The following is a 5,047-nucleotide window of genomic DNA, read 5'->3' on the forward strand; positions in this document are numbered from 1 at the left end:
TAAAAAAAGCTGACTGCTAGGTCAGCTTGGCCCTATCCATCCCCGCATTAAAATACGGGGATTTTCGGGCGTTTTTCATTAAAAAAATCTTGTAAAATTAAGGGCTTTCAAATCACTTTTCAAGCCTTGCTGTGATTGAATCTAGCTTACTCTTGGTTTCTGATAGATTATCATTAACTAATATGTGTGCGTAATCTTTCAAGTCTTCCGGCAATAGATTTAATTCACTGCCGCTGAGTCGTTCTTTGATCTTTTCGGGATCATCTCCTCGCTTTAAAAGCCGCTCTTTTAATTCTTCTTTAGTCGAAGTTGTGACATAAAGAAAATAAACTTTATTGCCTAATTGTTTCAAATAAGTATAAACACCTTTAATATCGACAATTAAAGAAACGAGATCGCTCTTTTTCCAAGCAAGGTTTAAGGCTTCACGACTTGACCCATATTGATAAGAGCCATATCTGACGTGCTCAAAAAAGTGCAATGTCTTGAAGCTTTCATCCGTTTCAAAATGATAGGAGACATTCTGCTTTTCCCCTGGTCTCATTGGACGCGTCGTGTGTGTCAAAACACGTGGTATGCCATATTTTTCATTTAAATAATCAGAAATCGTTGTCTTTCCGGCGCCGCTCGGGCCCGCGATCAAAATTATTTTCTTCAAAAGAAAGTCCCCCACTTGAAAATGTTGCTCATCTATATTAACATTCCAATGTTACAAAAGACCAAGATTTTTTATCAAGAGAGGAGATAACTCCATGAAAAAAGCAGATGTAAAAGTTGGCGCAATCGTTGGTGCCAAGTCAGAAGAAGAACTTAAGAAGCCATTCCAAGGTAAGGTAGAAAAAATTTATGAAAATTCTGCTCTCTTAGCTATCACTTCATACGATCCAGTTGATGCCACTGCAATTAGTGACTTGAACAACAAGATTGTGGTCAACTTCAAAAACTTAAAGGCTGCTCGTGCCGCTAAAAATAGTAAGACTGCTTCAACTAACGAAGTTAAAGTTGAAAAGATTGCTAAAACTAAAAAGGCTAACAAAGACAGCAAAAAGTAAAACAAAATTCAAAAAGATCCTGAGTAATATTTACGCAGGATCTTTTTTTGCCTAAAATTAATACAATATCGATCTATTTAGGGAGATTTTTTATGAAAGAGAAAACTCGAACCGTTTTATTCTGGTTCATCCTTATTCAGCCGTTTTTGGACCTTTATTGGTTTTATCATGGCAAATTGGCTGACGTCTTGCCGTTTACTTTGCCTACAATCATTAGAATTTTGGCTGTTTTTGTTATCTTTTGCATGTTCTTTAGTCAAAAACAGAATTGGCAAAAATTGGGTAAAAACAAATGGCTACTGTTTTATTTAGCCTTGCTAGTAATTTACTCGGCTCTACACTTGTTACACGTGAAACATTTTAATAGTATTAATCCAAATGATTACAACTATTCGACTGTCAGTGAAATCTTCTATCTCATTAGAATGCTTTTGCCGCTGATGGTGATTTTCTTTACTACCGCGTTAAATTTCACTCGCGATCAATTCAGACATGTAATTGAAGGAATCAGCGGACTATTTTCATTCACCATCGTGATCAGCAACCTTTTCGTGATTTCACTTAGAAGTTACGAAACCGGCCCGATCAGTGCCAATATTTTTGAATGGTTCTTCAATCCTAACATCGGCTATTCCCACATGGCTTCTAAAGGCTTCTTCAACTTTGCCAACATGGTCTCGGCCGTACTATTCATGCTAGTGCCCCTGATGCTCTACTTCATGTTCAGTCATTTTAATTGGAAAACCGTTACTTTAAATGTCGTGCAGGCCCTCGCAATGATCGAACTTGGAACTAAAGTCGCGCTAATCGGCTTAATTGGTGGCATTATCATCGGTATTTTGCTCTACGTTTTCCATTTGTTCATTGTCAAAGATGTCATCAAGAACGGCAAGGCAATTTTAGTAGCGCTGATAATCGAAATTGGTGCGATGGCGATTATCCCCTTCGGTCCAGCAATCCAGCGTTACAATTATGAAAAGTTTTTAGCGCAACAATCTGATAACAGCTTAACTGTTGCTAAGAAAGAATTAGCCGCTGGTCTTAAAAAATATCCAAGCGGCGAAAAACGGAAGCAATTTTTAATCGAATTTATCGAAGAGCATTATCAAGATTATGCCCTAAACAAAAAGTTTGTCACTAAGAGCTACCCTTACAAATATGATCCAGAATTTTGGCTTAAGATCATGAACGAGCCGGGAACTGCGCGGATGCAAAACCGTCACGTTGAAAGGGCTATGCTAGATCAAGTAGTTAAGACTAACAATAATAAGTTGGACAAGTTCTTAGGTATCTCATATACCCGTGAGACCAACATTTTTAACCTAGAGCGAGACTTCACCAGTCAGATCTATTCATTAGGTTGGATCGGGATGTTGCTATTTGTTGGCCCGTACGTAGCAATCATGCTGTACGCTTTTGTTAAATGGCTAATGAATAGAAGAAAACGCACCTACCTGATTAGTTCCATGCTGCTTTCAATCGCTTTTATGCTGTTTGCGGCATTTTCATCAGGCAACGTCATGGACTTTTTAACCGCCAGCTTCATCTTAGCCTTCGTTGAAGGTGGATTATTAGCTGAAATTAAAGCCAAAAATTAAAGAAAAAATCCTCATTCGTCTTTGAATGGGGATTTTCTTTGCTTATTTTCCTTGCTTGATGAAGCTTTGATCTGGCACCCGGATCAAGTAATAACGCGTTGCCAAATGCCCTGCGTGCATTCCAATACCGTTTTGCCAATTCTTCTTATATGTCGCTGTATAAATGGCTACATAAGCACGTTGATATTTCTTATCCATTTTCTTAAGCGTCTTTTTAACGTATGGAATCTTTTCTGCATTAACATCTAATGCCGTATCACCATACGCAATCGATGCATAATCACTAGACGCCGTGATTTTGCTTCCTGCCTTATAAAAAGTATATGACTGAGAACCGTATCTCTTCTTAGCTGAATTGATCGTGACATAGCTTGAATTGCCAACCCCGGTCTTCATTATCAGCGGTTCATATTTAACGCTTGAAGTAATTCGACTTGCATCTTCCAAATCTGGATTATCCATAAATGTTTGATTAAACATCCAGCCAGCTGCTACAAATAAAATGACCACCTCAACTATATTCAAGATAAAGTTAGGCCAGCTAAAGTGCTTATGCTGTTTAATAATCATCTTAATTCGTCTACGACGAATATTTTGGATAATAAATACTAAATACAGTATGATGGCAACCCAGGTTAAGATACCAATAATATTCCAGCTAAACATGACGATTCCTCCTTGCTCTACATTATAGGGGAATTTTTTCAAAATTTGAATAGCTTAACTATTGAATACTTGGGATTTAGGTGAGAAGATAGACATTGAGTACATTAGATTTATTAGGGAAAAATATGGTAGCAATAGCATTTTATTCAATAACTGGGCAAACTAAACGTTTTATTGATAAAACGCAATTAGAAGCCCATCAGATCAGCGATGCTAAACCCAAATTTGATATGGGTCAAAAGTACATTTTGATCGTTCCTGCATACCAGGATTTCATGATGGATTCAGTCGTTAACTTTTTAACGTATAAAGACAATAAAAAGAATATTATCGGAATTATCGGTTGTGGTAATCGTAACTTCAACGACCTTTTTGCTCAAACCGCGAAGAAGATCGCAGCTACGCTAAAAGTACCGATTCTTTATTTACTGGAATTTAGTGGCACAAGTGAAGATGTCAAAAACGTTCGCAAGATTGTTCATGATCTTTCTACTGGTGAAAGCACCAAGAAAATCCAAAAACCTAAAGAATTACGTGGAAATATTAGCTTTTTGAGTGATTTTAGAGATTGAGTATGACTGAGAAATATTACGAAGCAATTAACTGGAATGACATGGAGGATCGTGTCGACAGATCCGCTTGGGCGAGACTAAACGATATTATTTGGGAACCTCGCAACGTTCCGGTTAGAGAAGATAAAAAAGAATTTATAAAATTAGATAAGCCAATTCAAGAAGCTTTGCTTCATGCTTTTGGAGCATTGTCTTTCTCGTCTGGCTTACAAATGCGTAACGGTATTGAACAGATTAAAGCGGACGCAATTACGCCTGAAGAATCTGCCGTTTTAAACGCGTTGCAATATTTGGAATCAATTGCCAATAAGGGTTACAGTTATGTTTTGCATGAGTTATCTGATGACAAGACTGTCGAAGAAACTTTGAATTGGGCAAACAATAATCCTTATTTGCAAAATAAGATCCATATTTTAAATAAAATCTATCAAAGTGGAGATGCCTTGCAGAAAAAAGCAGCTAATGTAATTTTGGAAACTGCTCTTTATCACTCTGGCTTCTTCGCCCCACTCTACTTGTTCGGTGACGGCAAGATGGTTAGAACTGCTGAAATTATTAAGTTAGCCTTACGTGGTACTTCATTCAGCGGTATCTATCCTGGATATAAGTTCCGCTTAGGCTATAGCAAGCTTGGCAAGAATGAACAAGATAGATTAAAGGAATGGATCGAAAACTTATACGATGAGTTAGTAGCTAACGAAGAAAAGCACATTCATTTAATATATAAAGGCACTGGTTGGGAAGAAGATGCCAAACATTACTTCTACTACAGCGTCAATAAAGCTTATCTTAACTTAGGCTTTTCAGGTAAGTATCCTGATACAGCTGATACTATTAACGCGACAATCGAAAAAGGTGTAATTAAGAGTGCCGTATTGGAAGACTTCTTCTTCTACACCAATGACCATTCGCTTAATAAATTTAAAGAAATCAAATAATATTAACCTTGATGTACTAAAGATCGAATCAAATTGATTCGGTCTTTTCTTTTGGCAAAAAAAGATCAATCACCTGCAAATATGCAAAATGATTGATCTAAAGTCTATCTATATAAATATGCATTCATCATGTTAAAAATTATTTATTTGTTTTGATCTAAAAGAATTAGTCCTTTACAACGTCCTTAATGTTCAACCATTGGCTCTTGTTAATCTTAACA

At 36.8% G+C, this 5,047-nt stretch carries 6 protein-coding genes; 4 read left to right on the forward strand and 2 right to left on the reverse strand.

Annotated features, from left to right (window positions below):
• Positions 1 to 112 precede the first annotated feature (112 nt).
• Positions 113 to 658 (reverse strand): guanylate kinase, encoded by a 546-nt coding sequence (locus tag JEM49_RS10005; RefSeq protein WP_087176914.1) that lies wholly within the window; start codon positions 656 to 658, stop codon positions 113 to 115.
• Positions 659 to 752: 94 nt separating this feature from the next.
• On the opposite strand from JEM49_RS10005, the gene JEM49_RS10010 reads away from it, so the two are divergent.
• Both JEM49_RS10010 and JEM49_RS10015 read left to right on the forward strand, forming a co-directional pair.
• Entirely contained in the window at positions 753 to 1,052 is a 300-nt protein-coding gene (locus JEM49_RS10010) for a DUF2187 family protein (RefSeq protein ID WP_087176915.1), read from the forward strand.
• Positions 1,053 to 1,144: 92 nt separating this feature from the next.
• Positions 1,145 to 2,650, forward strand: coding sequence for an O-antigen ligase family protein (locus JEM49_RS10015; protein WP_201874877.1), 1,506 nt, complete (start codon positions 1,145 to 1,147; stop codon positions 2,648 to 2,650).
• Positions 2,651 to 2,692: 42 nt separating this feature from the next.
• Here the strand turns inward: JEM49_RS10015 and JEM49_RS10020 are convergent, their stop codons facing one another.
• On the reverse strand, positions 2,693 to 3,316 hold the full coding sequence (locus JEM49_RS10020) for an LVIS_2131 family protein (RefSeq protein ID WP_098044404.1): 624 nt from the start codon (positions 3,314 to 3,316) through the stop codon (positions 2,693 to 2,695).
• 125 nt (positions 3,317 to 3,441) lie between these two features.
• On the opposite strand from JEM49_RS10020, the gene nrdI reads away from it, so the two are divergent.
• Together nrdI and JEM49_RS10030 are read left to right on the forward strand one after the other, a co-directional pair.
• Entirely contained in the window at positions 3,442 to 3,888 is a 447-nt protein-coding gene (gene nrdI / locus JEM49_RS10025; RefSeq protein WP_191335553.1) for a class Ib ribonucleoside-diphosphate reductase assembly flavoprotein NrdI, read from the forward strand.
• A 2-nt stretch (positions 3,889 to 3,890) separates the two neighbouring features.
• A complete protein-coding gene (locus tag JEM49_RS10030) occupies positions 3,891 to 4,826 on the forward strand; it encodes a ribonucleotide-diphosphate reductase subunit beta (RefSeq protein ID WP_201874878.1) in 936 nt (311 codons plus the stop codon).
• The last annotated feature ends 221 nt before the right edge of the window (positions 4,827 to 5,047 follow it).

This window comes from Lactobacillus sp. A27 (genome assembly GCF_016742815.1).
GTDB lineage: Bacteria > Bacillota > Bacilli > Lactobacillales > Lactobacillaceae > Lactobacillus > Lactobacillus gallinarum.